This is a genomic window from Stenotrophomonas sp. NPDC047960, from assembly GCF_043204395.1.
GTDB lineage: Bacteria > Pseudomonadota > Gammaproteobacteria > Xanthomonadales > Xanthomonadaceae > Stenotrophomonas.
Genome location: NZ_JBIDBX010000001.1, coordinates 1,050,459 through 1,069,730, shown reverse-complemented (window position 1 = coordinate 1,069,730; position 19,272 = coordinate 1,050,459). Strand labels below are relative to the sequence as shown.

General features: G+C 67.6%; 16 protein-coding genes. All 16 read left to right on the top strand.

Annotation, left to right across the window (positions count from 1 at the left end; genetic code table 11):
- The first annotated feature begins 8 nt into the window (after nt 1–8).
- The 16 genes from cheY to ACGFZ3_RS04985 all read left to right on the top strand — a co-directional run bounded on the left by cheY (nt 9) and on the right by ACGFZ3_RS04985 (nt 19,262).
- On the top strand, nt 9–401 hold the full coding sequence (cheY, locus tag ACGFZ3_RS05060; RefSeq protein ID WP_017357461.1) for a chemotaxis response regulator CheY: 393 nt from the start codon (nt 9–11) through the stop codon (nt 399–401).
- Nucleotides 401–1,015 (top strand): protein phosphatase CheZ, encoded by a 615-nt coding sequence (locus tag ACGFZ3_RS05055; protein ID WP_392917232.1) that lies wholly within the window; start codon nt 401–403, stop codon nt 1,013–1,015. The genes cheY and ACGFZ3_RS05055 overlap by 1 nt, the downstream gene beginning before the upstream one ends.
- Before the next feature lie 4 nt (nt 1,016–1,019).
- Nucleotides 1,020–2,852, top strand: coding sequence for a chemotaxis protein CheA (locus ACGFZ3_RS05050; protein ID WP_392917229.1), 1,833 nt, complete (start codon nt 1,020–1,022; stop codon nt 2,850–2,852).
- A gap of 67 nt (nt 2,853–2,919) precedes the next feature.
- Nucleotides 2,920–3,660 carry a flagellar motor protein gene (locus tag ACGFZ3_RS05045; protein ID WP_392917227.1) on the top strand — a complete coding sequence of 247 codons (741 nt, stop codon included), beginning with the start codon at nt 2,920–2,922 and terminating at the stop codon, nt 3,658–3,660.
- Nucleotide 3,661: 1 nt separating this feature from the next.
- The gene (gene motD / locus ACGFZ3_RS05040) at nt 3,662–4,654 is read left to right on the top strand and encodes a flagellar motor protein MotD (RefSeq protein WP_392917225.1); all 993 of its coding nucleotides are present in this window, start codon (nt 3,662–3,664) and stop codon (nt 4,652–4,654) included.
- A gap of 4 nt (nt 4,655–4,658) precedes the next feature.
- Complete coding sequence (locus tag ACGFZ3_RS05035) at nt 4,659–5,441, top strand: ParA family protein (protein ID WP_392917222.1); 783 nt, start codon at nt 4,659–4,661, stop codon at nt 5,439–5,441.
- Entirely contained in the window at nt 5,438–6,505 is a 1,068-nt protein-coding gene (locus tag ACGFZ3_RS05030) for a chemotaxis protein CheW (RefSeq protein ID WP_392917219.1), read from the top strand. Before ACGFZ3_RS05035 ends, ACGFZ3_RS05030 begins: the two co-directional genes overlap by 4 nt.
- 104 nt (nt 6,506–6,609) lie before the next feature.
- On the top strand, nt 6,610–6,918 hold the full coding sequence (locus ACGFZ3_RS05025) for a lipid asymmetry maintenance protein MlaB (protein WP_095363812.1): 309 nt from the start codon (nt 6,610–6,612) through the stop codon (nt 6,916–6,918).
- Entirely contained in the window at nt 6,915–7,280 is a 366-nt protein-coding gene (locus tag ACGFZ3_RS05020) for a response regulator (protein ID WP_038688521.1), read from the top strand. Before ACGFZ3_RS05025 ends, ACGFZ3_RS05020 begins: the two co-directional genes overlap by 4 nt.
- Before the next feature lie 48 nt (nt 7,281–7,328).
- Complete coding sequence (locus ACGFZ3_RS05015) at nt 7,329–9,308, top strand: chemotaxis protein CheA (protein WP_392917215.1); 1,980 nt, start codon at nt 7,329–7,331, stop codon at nt 9,306–9,308.
- 363 nt (nt 9,309–9,671) lie between these two features.
- Complete coding sequence (locus tag ACGFZ3_RS05010) at nt 9,672–11,906, top strand: methyl-accepting chemotaxis protein (protein ID WP_392917212.1); 2,235 nt, start codon at nt 9,672–9,674, stop codon at nt 11,904–11,906.
- 155 nt (nt 11,907–12,061) lie between these two features.
- Nucleotides 12,062–12,841 carry a flagellar brake protein gene (locus ACGFZ3_RS05005; protein ID WP_392917209.1) on the top strand — a complete coding sequence of 260 codons (780 nt, stop codon included), beginning with the start codon at nt 12,062–12,064 and terminating at the stop codon, nt 12,839–12,841.
- A 477-nt stretch (nt 12,842–13,318) separates the two neighbouring features.
- A complete protein-coding gene (locus tag ACGFZ3_RS05000) occupies nt 13,319–13,810 on the top strand; it encodes a chemotaxis protein CheW (protein WP_392917206.1) in 492 nt (163 codons plus the stop codon).
- A gap of 147 nt (nt 13,811–13,957) precedes the next feature.
- The gene (locus tag ACGFZ3_RS04995) at nt 13,958–14,341 is read left to right on the top strand and encodes a hypothetical protein (protein WP_392917203.1); all 384 of its coding nucleotides are present in this window, start codon (nt 13,958–13,960) and stop codon (nt 14,339–14,341) included.
- 94 nt (nt 14,342–14,435) lie between these two features.
- Complete coding sequence (locus ACGFZ3_RS04990) at nt 14,436–16,796, top strand: methyl-accepting chemotaxis protein (protein WP_392917200.1); 2,361 nt, start codon at nt 14,436–14,438, stop codon at nt 16,794–16,796.
- Nucleotides 16,797–16,991: 195 nt separating this feature from the next.
- On the top strand, nt 16,992–19,262 hold the full coding sequence (locus ACGFZ3_RS04985) for a methyl-accepting chemotaxis protein (RefSeq protein ID WP_392917197.1): 2,271 nt from the start codon (nt 16,992–16,994) through the stop codon (nt 19,260–19,262).
- Nucleotides 19,263–19,272 lie beyond the last annotated feature (10 nt).

Sequence of the window (19,272 nt, the reverse complement as noted above, 5' to 3'; positions counted from 1 at the left end):
AAAGTGCTTTGAACAAGAACATGCGTATCCTGATCGTCGATGACTTCTCGACCATGCGTCGTATCGTCAAGAACCTGTTGGGCGATCTGGGCTTCACCAATACGGCCGAAGCCGAGGACGGGCATGCCGCGCTGGCGCTGCTGCAGAGCCAGCCATTCGATTTCGTGGTCACCGACTGGAACATGCCGGTCATGACCGGCATCGACCTGCTCAAGGCGATCCGCGCCGACGCCAAGCTCAAGACCCTGCCGGTGCTGATGGTCACCGCCGAAGCCAAGCGCGAGCAGATCATCGAAGCGGCGCAGTCCGGCGTGAACGGCTACATCATCAAGCCGTTCACCGCCCAGACCCTGGAAGAAAAGCTCGGCAAGATCTTCGAGCGCCTGGCGGCGAGCGCCTGATGGAGACCCTTCGCGACAAATCGGCGCTGGTGCAGCGCCTGCAGGATGCCCTGGCTGCGCTGGAAAGTGGCGACGAAGCCGGTTGGCGCCGGGAAATCGACGCCCTGGCCGCACTGCGCACCCAGCCGATGATGGCTGGCCTGAACCGGCTTGCCCGTGAGCTGGGCCAGGCGCTGGGTGAACTGCCCACCGTGCCCAGCGAAGCCGGCGAGCTGGACGATGCCTGCGCGCGCCTGGACCACGTAGTGGCGATGACCGAACAGGCCACCCACCGCACCCTGGACCTGGCCGAAGAATGCCGCGCGCTCACCGAGCAGCTGCGTGCCAACGGGCTGAGCCCGGACCAGGATCAGCAACTGGACCGGATCCGTCACAACCTCACCGAGATCGCGCTCACCCAGAGCTACCAGGACCTCACCGGGCAGATCATCCGCCGCGTGGTGGGCATCGTGCGCCGCGTGCACGAAGGCTTCGGCGCGCTCGGCCTGCCGCCACCGGAAGACAGCGCCCACAAGCGCGACAACGGCTTGGCCGGCCCGGCCGTGAGCGGCCTGGACCGCCATCAGGTGTCGCAGGTTGACGCCGACGACCTGCTTTCCGATTTGGGGCTTTGAAACCATGAGTGCCGTTCCAGACGACATTGCTGCAGACTTCATCCTCGAGGCCCAGGAGATCCTGGATCGCCTCGGCGAACAGCTGGTGTCGCTGGAGCAATCGCCCCAGGACAGCGACCAGCTCAACGCGGTGTTCCGGGGTTTCCACACGCTCAAGGGCGGTGCCGGCTTCCTGGGCATCCAGGCCATGGTCGAGCTGTGCCACGCCGCCGAAGAAACCCTGGGCATGGCTCGATCGGGCCAGGCCGTATTGCAGGCCCACCACTTCGACGCCGGCCAGCAATCGCTGGATTACCTGCAGTCGATGCTGGATTCGGTGGCCGCCGGCACCGAGCCGGGCTATGCCCCGCCGGAACTGATCGCGCAGTTCGACGTCAACGGACCCGCCACGCCGGCCCCGGTCGCGGCGGCCGCCGCCTCCAGCGGCGAGCTGATCACCGACGATGAGTTCGAAGCCCTGCTCGATACGCTGCACGGCGGCGCCGCACCCACTGCGGTGACGAAAAAGAAAGGCGATGACCTGATCGGCGAGGACGAATTCGAAGCCCTGCTCGACCAGCTGCATGGCGGCGCCGCCCCCGGCGCGCAGGCCATTGCCGCCCCGGCGCCGGCCCCGGCCGTCGCAGCGCGCCCGGTTGCGGCCCCGGCCCCGGCCAAGCCGGCCGCCAGCAAGCCGGTCGCCGAAGCCGAACACACCGTGCGCGTGGATACAAAGCGCCTGGACGCGATCGTGAACCTGATCGGCGAACTGGTGCTGTCGCGCAACCGGCTCAAGACCCTGCGTGCGCGCCTGCACGACGAGGAACTGGACCGCGCCGTGTCTACGCTGGACATCGCCACCGCGCGCCTGCAGTCGGCGGTGATGCGCACCCGCATGCAGCCGGTTGGCAAGGTGTTTTCGCGCTTTCCCAAGGTCGCCCGCGACGTGGCCCGCAACCTGAAGAAGGAAGTGGAGCTGGAACTGATCGGCGCGGAAACCGAACTGGACCGCAACCTGGTCGAAGCCCTGGCCGACCCGCTGGTGCACCTGGTGCGCAATGCGATCGACCACGGCATTGAAATGCCCGACCTGCGCGAAGCCCAGGGCAAGACCCGCAGCGGCAACGTGCGCCTGTCCGCGCAGCAGGAAGGCGACTACGTCAGCATTGAAGTGCAGGATGACGGCGCCGGCATCGATCCCGAGCGCCTGCGTGCCAAGGCCCGCGAGAAGGGCCTGATCGACCCCGAAGCGGCCGCCCGCCTGACCAGCGAGGAGTGCCTGCATCTCGTGTTCCTGCCCGGCTTCTCGACCAAGCAGGAAGTCACCGATATCTCCGGCCGTGGCGTCGGCATGGACGTGGTGCAATCGCGTATCCGCGAACTCAGCGGCCAGATCCAGATCCAGTCCGAACTGGGCCGCGGCAGCCGCTTCATGATCCGCGTGCCGCTCACCCTGGCGATCCTGCCGACCCTGCTGGTGCAGGCCGGTGAGGATGTCTATGCGCTGCCGCTGGCGCGCGTGATGGAGGTGCTGCACGCCCCGAACTCCTCGCTGGGCTGGTTCGACGGCCGCGCGGTGCTCGACCGCAAGTCGCACACCCTGCCGCTGGTCGATCTGCGGCACTGGCTGGCGGTGGAGCCGGCGCCGTCGTCACTGCTCACCATCGTGGTGTTGCAGGCCGGCGAGGCGCGCTTCGGGCTGGTGGTGGACCAGGTCCGCGGCCGCGAGGAAGTGGTGATCAAGCCGCTGCCCAAGGCGCTCCGCGGCCTGCGCGGCTACGCCGGCGCCACGCTCATCGGCGACGGCCGCATGTCCCTGATCCTCGACGTGGACGGGCTGCGCACCCAGCACGATTGACATGCCGGGCTGAACCCCCGGCAGCCCTGCAATTCAAGTCCCCCACCCGCAAGCCGATATCGGACAAATGGACAGACTCAGCCTCATTGGACTTTTCCTTGCCCTGGCCTCGCTGGTCGGGGGCAGCATCCTCAAGGGTGCCGGGCTGGCTTCGCTGTGGTCCCCTGCCGCGTTCGTGATCGTCATCGTCGGCACCCTGGCCGCGATCCTGCTCCACACCTCGCCCGCCGTGTTCAAGCACGCTTTCAGGATCGTGCGCTGGGTCGTGCGCCCGCCGGCCAGCGACCGCGCCGAGCTGATCCGCCAGATCGTGGAATGGAGCAACATCGCCCGCCGCCAGGGCCTGCTGGGCCTGGAAGCGCACGTCGATGCCCAGGACGACCCGTTCCTGCGCAAGGGCCTGCAGCTGCTGGTGGATGGCGTGGAGCCGGAAACCATCCGGCACATGATGGAAATCGAACTGGGCAGCCAGGAGAGCCAGGACCTGGCCGCGTCCAAAGTGTTCGAGGGCATGGGCATCTACGCCCCCACGCTCGGCATCATCGGCGCCGTGCTCGGCCTGATCGCGGTGATGAAGAACCTGGCCGACCCGAGCAAGCTCGGCCACGGCATTGCTGCCGCGTTCACCGCCACCATCTACGGCATTGCCTCGGCCAACCTGCTGTTCCTGCCGGTGTCGGCCAAGCTCAAGAGCGTGATCCACCACAACAGCCGCGACCGCGAAATGATCATCGAAGGCCTGATCTCGATTGCCCAGGGCGAGAACCCGCGCAACATCGAGACCAACCTGTCGGGGTTCCTGCACTGACATGGCCCGCCGCAGAGCCCACGAAGAGCATGCCAACCATGAGGCCTGGGCGATCCCCTACGCCGACCTCATGACGCTGCTGCTTGCCTTTTTCGTGGTCATGTACGCCATCTCGTCCCTCAACGAAGGCAAGTACCGGGTCATGGCCGACGCGCTGACCACCGCCTTCGGTGGCGCGCCGCGCACCATCAACCCGGTGCAGGTCGGCAACCAGCAGGTGCAGGGGGGCGGCTGGGACAGCCCGTCGGTGATCAGGGCGGGCAACCGGGTCGGGCCGTCGGCACCGTCGCCCAGCAACGACCCGACCCTGCTGCCTGCGATGGCCTCGCAGATGCGCATGCCAGTGTCGGTACATAACCAGCAGCAGCTGCAGGCCGCCGAGCGCCAGCTCAACGGCATTGCCGATCGCCTTACCGCCACCCTGGCACCGCTGATCGACCGCGGCATGATCACCGTGCGCCGCACGGAGCTGTGGATCGAAGTGGAGATCAACAGCGACATCCTGTTCACCACCGGCTCGGCGACCCTGGACGTGCATGCGCGCGACACCCTCGCCTCACTGGCCAAGGTGTTGCACGACGCGCCCAATGGGGTCCGCGTGGAAGGCCACACCGACGACGTGCCGATCGCCACCGCCCTGTTTCCGTCCAACTGGGAACTGTCGGCGGCGCGCGCGGCCAGCGTGGTGCACCTGTTCGCCGACCAGGGCGTGCAGCCGGCGCGGCTGGCCATGGTCGGCTACGGGCAGTTCCGCCCGCGCGAAGACAACACCAGCGCGCAGGGCCGCAACCGCAACCGCCGGGTGATGGTCATCATCCTGGCCGACACCGCGCAGGGCGTGGACCCGCTGGGCCCGCAGCTCACCGCCGAAACCGGCACCGCGCCGGCCACGGCCGCGCCCTCCCCTGTTCCCCCCCTCGCCCCGGTGCAGCTGCCACCAGGGCCGGCCGGCAGCCGTGTTGGCGCCGCCGTTTCCCCCGCAATGAAGGAGTAAGCCGATGCGTATCTGGGCAATCGCCAACCAGAAAGGCGGCGTGGGCAAGACCACCACCACACTGGCGCTCGGCCGCGGCCTGGCCGCCCTGGGCCACCGCGTGCTGCTGATCGACCTCGATCCGCATTCGTCGCTCACCCGTGCCTTTGGTGTGCCGCTGGATCCGCCACCCGCCGGCGTACTGGAGCTGTTCGCGACCCCGCCGGCAGAACTGGGCAGCCTTGCCCATCACAGCCAGGTGCCGGGCCTGGACTTCATCTGCGCGCAGGCCGCGCTGGCCACGCTCGAGCGCCGCAGCGCCAACCAGCCCGGCCTCGGCCTGGCCCTCCAGCACGCAATGGCCCGCCACCAGGGCCAGCACGACTACATCCTGCTGGACTGCGCGCCCACCCTGGGCCTGCTGATGATCAATGCGCTGGCCGCAGCCGATCGCCTGATCATTCCCACCCAGGCCGAACCGCTGGCCCTGCACGGGCTGGATGGCATGGTACGCACCGGCGAGATGGTCGAGCGTTCGCGCCGCCGGCCGCTGCCGATGTCGATCCTGCCGACCCTGTTCGACCGCCGCACCCGCGCCGGCAACGAAACCCTCAAGCAGATGCAGGACCGCCACGGCCACCGCGTGTGGGAAGACGCGATCCCGGTCGATACCCGTATCTGCAACGCCGCCAGCCTGACCGTGCCCGCGACCTCCGACGACTACCCCGGCCGTGGCCTGGCCGCGTACCGGCGTGCGCTGGAATGGATCCTGGCCGATGACGCGCTGCAGATGGAGCGCGCGGCATGAACAGCACCGGCGTACTCGACGACTATCTCGAGGAACTCCTGGGCGACGCCGTGCCCGTGACCGCCGTGGCGGGCGCTGACACGGAAGACGCCAGCGGCGTGGCCAAAGCGATCCGCGCCGAATTCACCGCCGACGATGAAACACCGTCGTTCGACACACCCACCTCGCCCGGCGCGCCTGCCGCCATGGCGCTGCTCGACGAGCTGATGAACGACCCGGCACTGGGTCCGGTGCCGGAAACCGCTGCGCCTGCCCCCGTTTTCGACACGCCGACGTCGCCGGGCGCGCCTGCCGCGCTGGCGCTGCTGGACGAACTGCTCAATGACCCGGCGCTCGGCCCGGTCGAGGTGGCCGCGACGCCGGACGCCGCGCGTCCCAGCTGGGACGATCTGCCTGCCGAAGCGCTCCACGACACCGCGCCGTCGATTGCCGCCGCTCCCGTGCGCGCACCGGTCCCGGCCACTGTCCCGGCACCGGTCGCACGTACTGCACCGCCGCCGGCACCCGTGGCCGCACCGCGCCCGGCGGCGACCGCGCCCGTTCCCGCGCCCGTCTCCTCCAACCGCCCCAGCAGCTGGCAGGAGCTGCAGGCGCAGGCCCGCAACCCGGCCTCCAGCCCGCGCGGCGACCGCCGCGCCAGCGAGCGCACCTCGCGCTGGCTGCGACTGCGCTGCGGGCCCCAGGCCTACGCACTGGAGCTGCTGAAGGTGCAGGAAGTGGTGCTGCCGGTACCGCTGCTGCCGCTGCGCGGCACCCCGTCGGCGATGCTGGGCATCATGAACCTGCGTGGCCAGGTGGTGCCGGTGATGGACCTGGGCATCCACCTGGGCACCGGCCCGGCCCGCGACGACGCCAACACCCGCATCGTGGTGCTGGAGGAAGACGGCGAAACCATGGGCCTGCGCGTGTCAGCCGTCGAAGACGTGGCCAACCTCACCGATTCGCAGATCGAACCGCCCGATACCGCGCGCATCTGCCAGATATCCAACGATCTGTTCCGCGGCGTGGCGCGGGTGACGTCGCAGCCGATGATCCTTCTGGACGCCACGCAGCTGTTGAACTGATCGGCAGGGGCCGGCGGCAGGCGGCACACGCCATGCGCGTCCGCCCCTAAAGGTTTCGCCAATTACGCCGTTATAGACCTCGGAACCGATTGTCCGGAGCAACGATGAGCACTGTGGCCCTGGGTGATGATCTCGGTATCGAGACCAGCACCGAGCTCAAAACACGCCTGGCCCCCTTGGTGGACCAGGGCGGCGACCTGACGCTGGATGCCAGCCAGGTGGGCCGTATCCATACCGCGTCGGTGCAGGTCCTGTGCGCGTTCGTCGAGGCCCGCCGCCAGGCCGGCCACCCGACCGCGTTCGACGGCTGTACGGCCACCTTCCGTGACGCCGCGCGCCTGCTCGGTGTCACCCAGGCCCTGGGCCTGGACGCAACCCATGACAACCTGAAATCTGTGGAGAACGCGGCATGAGCGCACGTATCTTGGTGGTGGACGATTCGGCGTCGATGCGCCAGATGGTTTCCTTCGCCCTCACCTCGGCCGGCTTTTCCGTCGAGGAAGCCGAAGACGGCGCCGTCGCCCTGGGCCGGGCCAAGGGCCAGCGTTTCAACGCGGTGGTGACCGACGTCAACATGCCGAACATGGACGGCATCTCGCTGATCCGCGAACTGCGCCAGCTGCCGGACTACAAGTTCACCCCGATGCTGATGCTGACCACCGAATCGGCCGCCGACAAGAAGTCCGAAGGCAAGGCCGCCGGCGCCACCGGCTGGCTGGTCAAGCCGTTCAATCCGGAACAGCTGGTCGCGACCGTCCAGAAAGTCCTGGGCTGATCCCCACCCGCCTCCCCCTCCCCCCTTGGTAACCGGACCCGAACGCCCATGAGCATGGACCTGCAACGCTTCCACGCCACCTTCTTCGAGGAAAGCCGCGAGGGCCTGGACGCGATGGAAGCGGGCCTGCTGGCACTGGAATCGGGCCAGCAGGATCCGGAAATCATCAACTCGGTGTTCCGCGCCGCGCACTCCATCAAGGGCGGCGCCGGCACCTTCGGCTTCGACGCCATCGCCGCGCTGACCCACGTGCTGGAAACGCTGCTGGACGAACTGCGCGCCGGCAAGCGTGCGCTGGAAGCGGCCGCCGTGGATGCCATGCTGTCCTCGGTGGACGTGCTGCGCGCCCTGCTGCGCGAAGCCGAACACGGCCAGCCGGCCGACCCGCAGGCCGTGGCCGCGGTCAAGGCACGCCTGGAAGCGGTGCTGTCCGGCCAGGCGCCGGGCGCCGCCGCGCAGGTCGCCGCCAAGGTCGATGACACCCCCGAGGCGTGGCAGATCGGCTTCGTGCCGGCACCGTCGCTGTTCATGAGCGGCAACGATCCACTGCGCATCATCCGCGAACTGGAACACCTGGGCTCGCTGCAGGTGGCTGCGCGCCTGGAGCGCCTGCCCGGCTTCGACCAGCTCGACCCGCTGGAAGCCCACCTGGCGTGGGACCTGGGCCTGGTCGGCAAGGTGCCGCGCAGCAAGATCGAAGACACCTTCGCCTGGGTCGTGGACGACTGCGAGCTGGACATCCGTCCGGCCGCGCCACCGAGCCTGGCCACCCGCGCTCCGGCCACCGCCGCGCCTGCCGCTCCGGTGGCCGCCCCGGCAGCGCCTGCCGCTGCAGCGGCACCGGCGGCCACCAGCGAAGCGGAAACCTCCATCCGCGTCGCCGTGGAAAAGGTCGACGCGCTGATCAACCTGGTCGGCGAACTGGTCATCACCCAGGCCATGCTCAAGCAGGTCTCGCACGCGCTCGACCCGGTGCATGCCGAACAGCTGTTCGCCGGCCTGGACCTGCTGGAGCGCAACACCCGCGACCTGCAGGAAGCGGTGATCGGCGTGCGCATGCTGCCGGTGGATGCGGTGTTCCGCCGCTTCCCGCGCCTGGTCCGCGACCTCTCCTCGCGCCTGGGCAAGCACGTGCGCCTGCGCACCATTGGCGAAGGCACCGAGCTGGACAAGGGCCTGATCGAAAAGATCGCCGACCCGCTGGTCCACCTGGTCCGCAACTCGATCGACCACGGCCTGGAAATGCCCGATGTCCGCCGCGACGCCGGCAAGGACGAAACCGGCACGATCACCCTGGCAGCATCGCACCAGGGCGGACATATCGTGATCGAAGTCAGCGATGACGGCCGTGGCCTGAACCGCGACAAGATCCTGTCCAAGGCACTCGAGCGCGGCTTGGCCGTGCCGGACAACCCCACTGACGCCCAGGTCTGGGACCTGATCTTCCAGCCGGGCTTCTCCACCGCCGATGCCGTCACGGATCTGTCCGGTCGTGGCGTGGGCATGGACGTGGTCCGTCGCAACATCCAGGCGCTGGGCGGCGAAGTACAGCTGGAAAGCAAGGCCGGCAACGGCACCCGCGTGCTGATCCGGCTGCCGCTGACGCTGGCCATCCTCGACGGCATGACCGTGGCGGTGGCGGGCGAAACCGTGATCCTGCCGCTGGCGTACGTGCTCGAGGCGCTGCAGCCGCAGCCTGAAGACGTCCGCTCGATGGCCGGCGAAGGCCGCGTGCTGCGCGTACGGGGTGAGTATCTGCCGATCCTGTCGCTGAGCGAGTATTACGGCTTCGGCCGCCGCACCCACGATGATTCGCTGGTGGTGGTGGTGGAAGGCGACGGCCAGAAGATTGCGCTGGAAGTGGATGAACTGGTCGGCCAGCAGCAGGTGGTGGTGAAGAACATCGAGAACAATTATCGCCGCATCAGCGGTGTGTCCGGCGCGACCATCCTGGGCGACGGCCGCGTCGCGCTGATCGTGGATATCGGTGGCCTGGTGCGTTCGCTGCGGGTGCCGCAGGCGGCGTAATCGCCCCGGCCCCTGCCCGCTGCAAGCGCCCCCGTTTGATGACGGGGGCGTTTTTTTTACGCCGCGCGCAAAACCGTGATGTCGGTCGGAGCCGATACGGCCGCGTATCGATGCCCCATTCGCCACCGCACGGCGAAACCATTGGTATTGCTTGCTCTCGCAACCATCGGCTGCAAACCGCGCTGCCGCGTGGTCCACGAAACAATGTGACATCGCGCACTCAAGAAACCGTCGTGCGCCGCCGTTATCCGCAATAGCGATGAGACGTTGATCGCCCGCCTGACGCCCCACCGCCCTGCCGCGTTCGTCCTTACGCCCAGCACCCCACGGCTGCGCGCCCCCGCCCTGCCCGGAGTTTCCCGCATGAAGTGGTTCCATGATCTGCCCATCAGCCGCAAGCTCGCGGTCGGGTTTGCCCTCACCACCCTGATGACGATCGCGCTGGGCGTGTTTGCCCTGGTGCGCCTGAACAGCGTCAACGCCGAACTTGCCGCGATGGCGAGCAACGACATCCCCTCCGTCCAGCACCTGGGCGAGGTGCGCGCGCAGCTGGGTGAGTTCCGCACCTTCGAGCTGGCCCAGCTGAGCATGCTGGACCAGGCCGACAAGGTGGCCGACTACAACAAGCGCATGGACGCCACCGCCAAGACCGTGCGCGATGAACTGGCAGCCTACGCGGCCCTGCCCGCGGGCGAAAAGGAAAAGGGCCTCTACAGAAAGGTTGCGGCCGATCTGGACGTCTACTTCGCCGCCAACGCGGAAATGCGCGCCGCCGTGGCCGCCGCCGATGGCGTGCTGGCGCAGCAGATCTCCGATGAAAAGTCGCGCCCGGCACGCCGCAAGATGTTCGACGACCTCAAGGAGCTCGGCGCCTTCAGCAGCGGCCTGATGCAGTCCAAGATCGCCGCCGCCAATGCCACCCATCGCACCAGCGTGGTGGCCATCCTGGTCACCATCGGCCTGCTCTCGCTGCTGGCCATCGCCATGGGCGTGGTGATCTCGCGCGCCATCACCGGCCCGATCCGCCAGGCCATGCACGCCATCCAGTCGGTGGCCCGTGGCGACCTGTCGGTGAACATCGCCTCGAGCACCACCGCCGACGAAGCCGGCCGCATGCTGGCCGCTACCCGTGACATGACCGTGATGCTGCGCCGCTTCTCCAGCGAAACCCAGCAGATGGTGGAAATGCATGCCGGCCCGGATATCAGCCACCGCATCCCGGAAGACTTCCCGGGCGTGTACGGCCAGCTGGCCGTGGGCGTGAACACGGTGATCTTCGAGCACCTGGATTCGATCAAGGACGCCATCAACGTGCTGAACCAGTACGCAGCCGGCGACCTGTCGCAGAACGCGCGCCGCCTGCCCGGCACCCGCGCGATCCTGCACGAATCGATGGACGCGGCCAAGGCCAGCCTGCTGGCCATCAACACCCAGATCCAGACCCTGGCCCAGGCTGCGGCCGCCGGCGACTTCAGCCAGCGCGGCGATGCCCTGCGCTTCGACCACGACTTCCGGGTCATGATCGAGCACCTCAACACGATGATGGAAGTGGCCGACGGCAACCTGTCGCAGCTCTCGCACCTGCTGCAGGCCATCGCCAACGGCGACCTCACCGCACGCATGCAGGGCCAGTTCCACGGCGTGTTCGCCAGCATGCGCGACGATGCCAACACCACCGTGGCCCAGCTGACCCAGATCGTCAGCCGCATCCAGCACGCCTCGGGCAGCATCAGCACGGCCGCCGGCGAAATCGCCTCGGGCAACAACGACCTGTCGCGCCGCACCGAGCAGCAGGCGGCCAATCTGGAGGAAACCGCCGCCTCGATGGAGGAACTGACCTCCACCGTGCGCCAGAACGCCGAACACGCCCGCCAGGCCAACCAGCTCGCCATTGGCGCGCACTCGGTGGCCTCGCAGGGCGGCGAGGTGGTCGGCAAGGTGGTCAGCACCATGCACGAGATCGACGCGTCCTCGCGCCGCATCGCCGACATCATCACCGTCATCGATGGCATCGCCTTCCAGACCAACATCCTGGCCCTGAACGCGGCGGTGGAAGCGGCGCGTGCCGGCGAGCAGGGCCGCGGCTTCGCCGTAGTCGCCTCGGAGGTGCGCACCCTGGCCCAGCGCTCGGCCAGCGCGGCCAAGGAGATCAAGGGCCTGATCGACGAGTCGGTCGGCAAGGTCGCCGAAGGCTCGGCGCTGGTCAACCAGGCCGGTGCGACCATGGGCGAGATCGTCGCCTCGGTGCAGCGCGTGACCGACATCATGGCCGAGATCTCGGCCGCCTCGCAGGAGCAGTCGGCCGGCATCGAGCAGGTCAACCAGACCGTGATGCAGATGGACGAAACCACCCAGCAGAACGCGGCGCTGGTCGAAGAAGCCACGGCCGCCGCACGCTCGATGGAAGAGCAGGCCGGCCACCTCACCGATGCGGTGTCGCTGTTCAAGCTCGAGGGTCAGGCGGCGCCGGCCGTCGCCGCCGCACCGGCAGCACGCCACGCCGCCCCGGCCCGCCCGCGTGCGCCGGCCGCGCCGGTCCGCCGCGCAGCGGCGCGGGAACCGGTACTGGCCAATGAAGGCGACTGGCAGGAGTTCTGAGCCCGGCCACCCTGCGCACTGACAGCACCCCGCTACGGCGGGGTGTTGTTTTAGCGCTACACAAACGTGCCCTACATTATTGTGAACTGCTGCCGATAAACGGACAGAGACCTGATATCGCACGATATCCGTACCCGCCCAACGCAGCAGAGTCCATGTCCGAAGGCAGCCTCGACCCTCATGACGCATCCCATGCCGCGCACGACGATGGCACGGACGATCGTTACCTGGTGCGCAATCCCCGGCAGATCCGTCAGCTGCTGCAGGCCCTGATTGACCAGCGCTCGCTGATCAACGCGCACCTCGGCGGGCGAGATCAGTCGTTCCCGACCGCGATCCTGGAGCTGGACGAGGACGACGACTGGCTGCTGCTCGACGGCAGCCCATCCGAACCGGCCAACCGCGCCGCCGAAGACGCCGGTCACCTGCTCTGCTTCGCGCAGCTGGACCGGGTGATGGTCCGCTTCCGGCTGGACCACCTGGAGCGCACCGGGGACCACCGCCATGTCGCGTTCCGCGTGCCCTTCCCCACCGAGCTGGTGCACCTGCAGCGCCGCGAACTCTATCGGCTGGAAACCCCGTTCACCGACTCCCCGCACCTGCTGTTCCCGATCAACGAAGACCGCAGCGAAGCGCTGCACCTGCGCGTAGTGGACATCAGCGGCGGCGGCCTGGCCGTGACCGTCCCGGTGGACTGCAACGTCTTCAGCATCCAGAAGCGCTACGACGCCCGCCTGGACATGCCCGACAGCGGCCCGCTGCAGATCTCGCTGGTCGTCTGCAACCAGCTGGCGGTCAAGCTGCCCAGCGGCGTGGAAATGAAGCGCATCGGCATGCGTTTCGATGGCCTCCCGCGCGGCGGCGACAGCGCCATCCAGCGCTACATCTTCCGCATCGACCGCCAACGCAGCGCCCGCAAGAACGGCGAGAGCTGAACGCGGCGGCAGGTTCGTCGCGGCTACGGAGCGGTGGGGATAGGGTTGCGGGGGACGCCGTAAACCCATCCTTGGGGGCTTGGTCGCGGCATCCATGCCGCTCACACCCCCGCAACCCTATCCCCACCGCTCCGTCCATACCGGGCCGGCGCTTCATTGAAGGCAAAAGCAGTACCGACCAACGGCGGTACCTACCGCTTTTTGCTGGCGCACCGGCCAAGCGTCAAAGGGCTGGCGGGGGTGGGTTTGCAGGGGTGTGAGCGGCATGGATGCCGCGACCAAGCCTACATGGACGTATTTACGGCGTCCCCTGCAATCCCACACCCGCCAGCCCAAGCCAGGGACACCCGCAGACCAGACGCTCTTGCTCTTGCTGTTGCTGTTGGCCCCGCACCTCTAAAGTCGCGGCATCCCAGGCCGATATCCAGCGTGACGCCCCGGTTTTCCGACCGCCACGCCCGACCCAGGATTCCTTCCATGAACGACAGCAACCCCAACGCCGCCAGCAGCGGTGGCGAGTACCTCAGCTTCACCCTCGGCGCCGAGCACTACGGCGTGGACATCCTCAAGGTGCAGGAAATCCGCGGTTACGACTCCGTCACCCGCGTGCCCGATGCCCCCGATTACATCAAGGGCGTGATCAACCTGCGCGGCACCATCGTTCCGGTCATCGACCTGCGCCTCAAGCTGCGCCTGGACGAAGCCCGCTACGACGCCTTCACCGTCATGATCGTCCTCAACGTCGACAACCGCGTGGTCGGCATCGTCGTGGACAGCGTCTCCGACGTGATCCCGCTCAGCGCCGACCAGATCCGCCCCACCCCCGAATTCGGCGCCGCCGTCGATACCCGCTTCATCTCCGGCATCGGCACCCAGGACGATCGCATGCTCATCCTGCTCGATATCGAAACCCTGCTCGACAGCGCCGACATGGGCCAGCCGGCCGTCGTCGAAGACGCAGCTGCCTGATCCGGCCGCTGCGACAGACCGGAACGACTTTCGTTCAACAAAGTCCTTAAGTTGTGTCGCGATTGGCCGATAGCTGGATTCAGGAACCGGACGCGCGGCCCCGCCACGCCCCGGACCGTTTATCCATATCCCCCGGAGAATCTCCCGATGAAGTCCCTGCTCGCATTGCTTTCGGTCGCTGTCCTCGCCACGTCCGCCTCGTCCGCTTTCGCCCAATCGGCTGAAATGATCCCGCCGGAGCTGGCCGCGCGCGCCGTCGGCAAGGATGGCATGGTCTGCGGCAAGGTTGAAAAAGCCCGTTACGCCGAAGGCTCCGAAGGCCAGCCGACCTTCCTGTACATGGGCGGCGCCTTCCCGCGCCACACCTTCTCGGCGCGCATCGCCGGCGAGAACCGCGGCAAGTTCAGCTTCCCGCTGGAAACCCTGGAAGGCAAGACCGTCTGCGTGATCGGCAAGATCGCCCGCGACGCCTCGCGCGCTGAAATTGAAGTCAGCTCGCCGGCTGGCCTGAAGCTGGCCAACATCAAGTAATCGCCCCACGCCCCGCCACGCCGGTCCAGGCCGGCGTGGCCGCTGCAACCGGGCACCACGCCCGGACGCGTCTGCCACCGGAGAGTGCACCACCATGCAATGGATCAACAACCTCAAACTGATGCCGAAGTTGATGCTGACTTTCGGTGTAATCCTGCTGGTGATGCTGCTGCAGGGCGTCGTCGCCTATCGCGGCCTGCACTCCCTCAACAACGTGACCACCGAGCTGGCCGGCAACCGGATGGAAAGCATCCGCATGGCCGGTGAAATGCGTGGCATGCTCGGTGAATACCGCAATTCGGCCTACCAGGGCCTCATCCGCGCCAGCGACGACGTCAAGGCCGAAGCCAAGACGCGTGCCGCCGACCTGCGCACCAAGATCGACGCCTCGATCAAGAAGTATCCCGCCCTGATCGACAGCCCGCAGCAGAAGAAGCTGTTTGACGCCTTCGCCAAGGATTGGACCGAATCGCTGGCCTCATACGATTCGGTCGCCGAAATGCTGGAGCTGGACCTGCCGGACGACGCGGTCGACACCTTCGTTGGCGAAACCCGCGCCAAGCACCTCAAGGCCGCAGCCGCCCTTGAAACCCTGATTGCCGAAGACAACCGCCTTGCCCGCGCCTCGCGCGAACAGGCTGAATCCACCTACGCCACCTCCGCTACCCTGACCATCATCGCCCTGCTTGGCGGCGCCGCCCTCGGCCTGGTGCTGGTGTACCTGTTCGCCCGCTCGCTGGTGGGCAGCGTCCGCGGCGCCGTATCAGTGGCCAACGAAGTGGCCGGCGGCAAGCTGGACGGCCATATCGACGTCACCCGCAAGGATGAAGTGGGCGACCTGATGCAGGCCATGCAGCGCATGCAGCGCGACCTGCGTGACCGTACCGAAACCGAACAGGTCGTTGCCCGCGAGAACCTGCGCATCCGTACCGCGCTGGATTACAGCTCCACCGGCGTGTACCTCACTGACAACAACCTCAACATCGTCTACGCCAACCGCGCGCTGGAACAGACCCTGTCCCAGTACCAGGACGAGCTGCGCAGGAGCCTGCCGGACTTCGATGCCACCACCTCGCTGGTCGGCCGCCCGCTGACCGTGCTCGAGCATCGCGGTGAAATGGACGCCACCCTGCTGGGCAACCTCAAGCAGCACGGTGTGGCCCGCCGCGCCATGCAGTTCGGCGACGCCCAGTTCGCCCAGGTCGTATCCACCATCCGCAACGAAGAAGGCGAGAGCGTCGGCCACGTGGTTGAATGGCGCGACCGTACTCCCGAAGCGCTGGTCGAAGCCGAAGTGGCCCGCGTCATCGCCCAGGCCGCCGCCGGCGACCTGTCCGGCCGTATCAGCGCCGAAGGCAAGGATGGCTTCTTCCTGCAGCTGGCCCAGCAGATCAACGGCCTGCTCGACGCCAACGCATCCAGCATCGAACAGATCTCCGGGCTGCTCACCGCACTGTCGCAGGGCGACCTGACCGTGCGCATGCACGGCGAGTTCGAAGGCGTGTTCGCCACCATGCGCGACGACGCCAACGCCACCGCCGAACAGCTCAGCGGCATCGTCACCCGTATCAAGCAGTCCAGCCAGGCCATCAGCTCGGCCGCCAGCGAAATCGCCACCGGCAACAGCGACCTGTCGCGCCGCACCGAGCAGCAGGCAGCCAACCTGGAAGAAACCGCCGCCTCGATGGAGGAACTGACCTCCACCGTGCGCCAGAACGCCGAACACGCCCGCCAGGCCAACCAGCTCGCGATCGGTGCCCATACCGTTGCCTCGCAGGGCGGCGAGGTGGTCGGACAGGTGGTGACCACCATGAGCGCGATCCAGACCTCGTCCAAGAAGATCGCCGAGATCATCTCGGTGATCGACGGCATCGCGTTCCAGACCAACATCCTGGCCCTCAACGCGGCAGTGGAAGCGGCGCGTGCCGGCGAACAGGGCCGTGGCTTTGCCGTGGTGGCCTCCGAGGTGCGCACCCTGGCCCAGCGCTCGGCCGCGGCCGCCAAGGAGATCAAGGGCCTGATCGATGACTCGGTCGGCAAGGTCAACGACGGTTCGGCGCTGGTGCACAAAGCGGGCACCACCATGGGCGAGATCGTCGCCTCGGTGCAGCGCGTGACCGACATCATGGCCGAGATTTCGGCGGCCTCGCAGGAACAGTCCGCCGGCATCGAACAGGTCAACCAGACCGTGGTGCAGATGGATGAGACCACCCAGCAGAACGCCGCGCTGGTGGAAGAAGCCACCGCCGCCGCCCGTTCCATGGAAGAACAGGCCGGCCACCTCAGCGATGCCGTCTCGATCTTCCGCCTGGACGAGCAGGCGCTGGCGCCTGTCGCACCGACGCAGGCACCGCGCGCCGCGAGCCGCCCGGCCCCTGCACAGGCACCGGTGCGCAAGCCGGCCGGCCGCGCGGTGGCGGCAGAGCTTGCCGAAGGCGACTGGCAGGAGTTCTAAGCTGCGCTGCACACCCGTGCGGTGCTGAATGACACAGGCCCCCATGCTCCGGCATCGGGGCCTTTTTACGTCTGCAGCTGAATGCGCTCAGCTCGTGCAGCTAAATCGTGACCGCTTTCTGCCGATAACAGCATTGCCTCGACACGTTCGTCGACGTCGGCTTGCGCTGTACGCCCCTGCTAGAGAAGGCCCCCCATGAATCTTTCCAGTCGCTTCGCCAACCTGTCCGTGCGCGGCAAGTTGAACCTGCTTACCGCCCTGATCGCCATCGGCGTGATCGCGCTGGCCATCATCGCCGCGCGTATCCAGTACCTGGACCTGGCCGAAACGCGCAAGGACGCCCTGAAGACCCAGGTCGAACTGACCTACGGCATCCTCGACCACTACAAGCGACTGGCCGGCACGGGGGAACTCACCGAAGCCGCGGCCAAGGCCGCCGCGCTGCAGGCGCTGCACGGCATGCGCGCCGACGGGGAGAGCGCGTACTACAACGTGCTGGCGACCGATTACACCCTGCTGATGCACCCGTTCGCCCCCGACCGGGTGGGCAAGGTGCAGAAGGACTACCTGTCCAAGGACGGTGTGCCGCTGTATCTGCAGCAGGTGGACATGGCCAGGACCGGGGGCGGCTACACCTACTACTCGACCACCAAGCCCGGCGCCGGTGAAGCGCTGATTGAAAAGGCCACCTACGCCGGCATGTATGCACCGTGGCAGTGGGTGGTCACCAGTGGCGTGTACCTGGACGACGTACAGGCCGACGCACTGGCGTTCACTGGCATCATGGCCGCTACCGGCGGCGCGCTGGTGCTGGTCGTGCTGGCGCTGAGCTGGCTGATCGGCAACCGCATCACCGGGCCGCTGCGCCAGGCCACCAGCGTTGCCGACAGCATCGCCAACGGCAAGCTCGACACCCGCATCGGGGCACAGGCGAAGGACGAACCCGGCCGCCTGCTGGAAAGCATGGGCCGCATGCAGCAGCAGCTGCACGCGGTGATCGGCGCCCAGCGCGAAATGGCCAGCCAGCATGATGCCGGCCAGACCACCTTCCGCATGGACCAATCCGCGTTCCCGGGTGAGTACGGCTTGATGGTGCATGAAACCAATGCCCTGGTCGGCGCGCATGTGCAGACCATGCAGGACGTGCTGGCCGTGGTGCAGCGCTACGCCGTGGGCGATCTGAGCGCGGACATTGCGCGCTATCCGGGCGACAAGGCCGCCATCAGCACCACCGTGGACACCGTCAAGCAGAACCTGGCCAGCATCAACGCCGAGATCAAGCGCCTGGGCGCCGCCGCGGCCGCAGGTGATTTCTCCCAGCGCGGCGACGCGGCCCGCTTCGATCACGATTTCGGCCAGATGATCGCCAGCCTCAACGCGATGATGCAGGTCAGCGACGACAACCTGGGCAAGCTCTCGCAGCTGCTGTCGGCGATTGCCGAAGGCGACCTCACCGCGCGCATGCACGGCGAGTACCAGGGCGTGTTCGCCACCATGCGCGACGACGCCAACGCCACCGTCACCCAGCTGACCCAGATCGTGGGCCAGATCCAGGAAGCGGCCGGCAGCATCAACCTGGCCGCCGGCGAGATCGCCACCGGCAACAGCGACCTGTCGCGCCGTACCGAGCAGCAGGCAGCCAACCTGGAAGAAACCGCCGCCTCGATGGAGGAACTGACCTCCACCGTGCGCCAGAACGCCGAACACGCCCGCCAGGCCAACCAGCTCGCCATCGGTGCCCATACCGTCGCCTCGCAGGGCGGCGAGGTGGTCGGACAGGTGGTGACCACCATGAGCGCCATCGAAGCCAGCTCCAAGCGCATCGCCGAGATCATCTCGGTGATCGACGGCATCGCGTTCCAGACCAACATCCTGGCCCTGAACGCCGCGGTGGAAGCCGCGCGTGCCGGCGAACAGGGCCGTGGCTTTGCCGTGGTGGCCTCTGAAGTGCGTACCCTGGCCCAGCGCTCGGCTGCGGCCGCCAAGGAGATCAAGGGCCTGATCGACGATTCGGTGGCCAGCGTGTCCGATGGTTCGGCACTGGTGCACAAGGCCGGTACCACCATGGGCGAGATCGTCGCCTCGGTGCAGCGTGTCACCGACATCATGGCCGAGATCTCCGCCGCCTCGCAGGAACAGTCGGCCGGCATCGAACAGGTCAACCAGACCGTGGTGCAGATGGACGAGACCACCCAGCAGAACGCCGCGCTGGTGGAAGAAGCCACCGCCGCTGCGCGTGCCATGGAAGAACAGGCTACCCAGCTGGCCGATGCGGTGTCGATCTTCCGCCTCGACAACCAGGTGGCTGCCGCCGTCAGCGCGGTCACCGCCCGCATCGCCAGCCCGGCGCCGCAGCGCAGCGTGACGCCGGCGGCCGCGCCAAAGGCAATTGCCCGCAAGCCGGCCCCGGCCGCACGCGCCGCCCGCAGCACCAGCGCCGATGACGGCAACTGGCAAGAGTTCTAAGGAACCCCAC